Annotated in this window: 1 protein-coding gene; it reads left to right on the plus strand. The window is 67.3% G+C overall.

All coding sequences use genetic code 11. The features are described 5' to 3' along the window. Positions 1-33: 33 nt before the first annotated feature. A partial coding sequence (locus GY937_28925) for a hypothetical protein (protein ID MCP5060739.1) occupies positions 34-1,764 on the plus strand: 1,731 nt, incomplete at its 3' end.

A 1,764-nucleotide genomic window follows, 5' to 3' on the forward strand; every position in this document is an offset into this window, starting at 1 on the left:
ATTTTCCTCGGCGCGACCTTTCTCCTCTTCGCGTTGACGGTCGGTCTGGGAAGCCGCCATCCAGTCGCGCCGCCACTCTTCGTAGTGGCATGGTGCGTCGGGTCCAGTGTCTTGACGCAGATGGACCTGATCCTGCCGGGGGACACCGGCCTCCTAGGGATGGCCTCACTCCGCCCCCGGCTCGGGCTGGTCAGCCTCACGCTCCTTCCCGCGGCGATGATTCACCTGGCCATGCGATTCCCCGTGGTCTCTCCACGCTTCCGTTCAGCGCGGGTCGCAGCGGTGCCCTACGGCTTCTGGCTGTTCCCGGCGGCGTTTGCCCAGATCCACATTCAGGACGCAGCGTTCCTCAACGCGCTCGAGCGGATCGCGGTGGGGGCGGCCTTCCTGGCGGCGGGGATCCTCGTGGTCGGGAGCCTCACGTCCGCTCGGACGATGACACCCATCGAGCGAGCACGTACACGCGCGTTGCTGTTTGGCCTTGGGATCGGGAGCGCCGTCCCGTTCGTCTACTTCATCACCGGGGGCCTTCCCCCGGCCGCATTCCGTACGCCGTTCATCCTCTCGCTCCTCGCCTTCCCGGCGTTCATCTCCTGGGCGATTGTCCGCTACCGCCTGCTCGATCCCCCGGTGTGGGTGCGGAGCGCGGTCTTCACCGGCCTGACGGCGATGGCTGCGCTGCTGCTCGCAAGTGGAGTCGTGTCGTTCGCACTATCCCTCCTGGGTGAGCCAGGTGCGGGAGTGTCTGCCGAGGTCGTTCCGGTCGCGTTTATGACGACGGTCCTCTACCAGCTCCTGCACTCAGGCCTCCGGCGTGGTGCCTCGGGGCAGCTCTTCCGAGAGCGGGCCTTCGAGCATTTCCTCGAGCAGGCAAGCCAGGAACTCGCAACCGCGCGCGAGCCTCGGCGAGTCCTCCAGCGCGTCCAGACGCTCATCCAAGCTCACCTTGGTGCGAGCGAAGTGCGATGTGTGCTCGAAGCGGAAGCAGCGGGCTGCTCCGAGCCGCTCGTTCAGCGCGGTCTCGCTCTTTGGCATCGAGAGCGCTCGACACGTGACCCCATCGTGCAGGCGCGTGCGCGTACCGAGGACCCGGGACCGGACGTGCCCGAGATCGTGCTTCCTCTGCTCCCCCACAGCGCTCCGAGCGCCCTCGTGATCGTTGGGTCCCGCACCGATGGGCTGCCGTATGGTGACGACCACGCGAGGATGCTCGCGAGCCTTCGCCACGTGGCCACGACTGCCCTGGAGGCGGCCGCTACCACTGCGGACCTCGAAGCGAAGGTGACCGAGAAAACCACGTCCCTCGAACAGGCGCTGTCCGATCGACATGCCGTGCTGCGCGCGGCGCGTGCGATTTGTGAGGCGGACGCGCCGGACGAGGTGCTCGCCACCCTTCGTGGCTTTGCTGCGGCGCATCAGGCGGCTCTGCATTGGGACACGGCTGGCCCGGATGGCGAAAGCGATCTCGGGTTGACCGTCCCCGGCCAGCCGACCCGCCTTCTGCAGATGGAGGGAGTCACACCTCAGCGAGCCGAGGAGTTGACTCCCCAGCTCGGGACTCTCTGCGCCTTCGCCGGCCTCGCAATCGGCCGGCTCGAACTGCTCGCGGAGTTGAAGCGTGAGGTCGAGCGCCAAGCCGCGGAGATCGCCGAGATCAAATCCCAGCGGCTCCATGCCGAATTCGTACGTGGCGTCGCCCACGAGCTCCGCAAGCCCACGGAAGAGGTGCGCCACCGCGTGGAGGAACTCAGCGCATCCCTGGCA

The sequence above is a fragment of the bacterium genome (genome assembly GCA_024228115.1).
Lineage (GTDB): Bacteria > Myxococcota_A > UBA9160 > UBA9160 > UBA6930.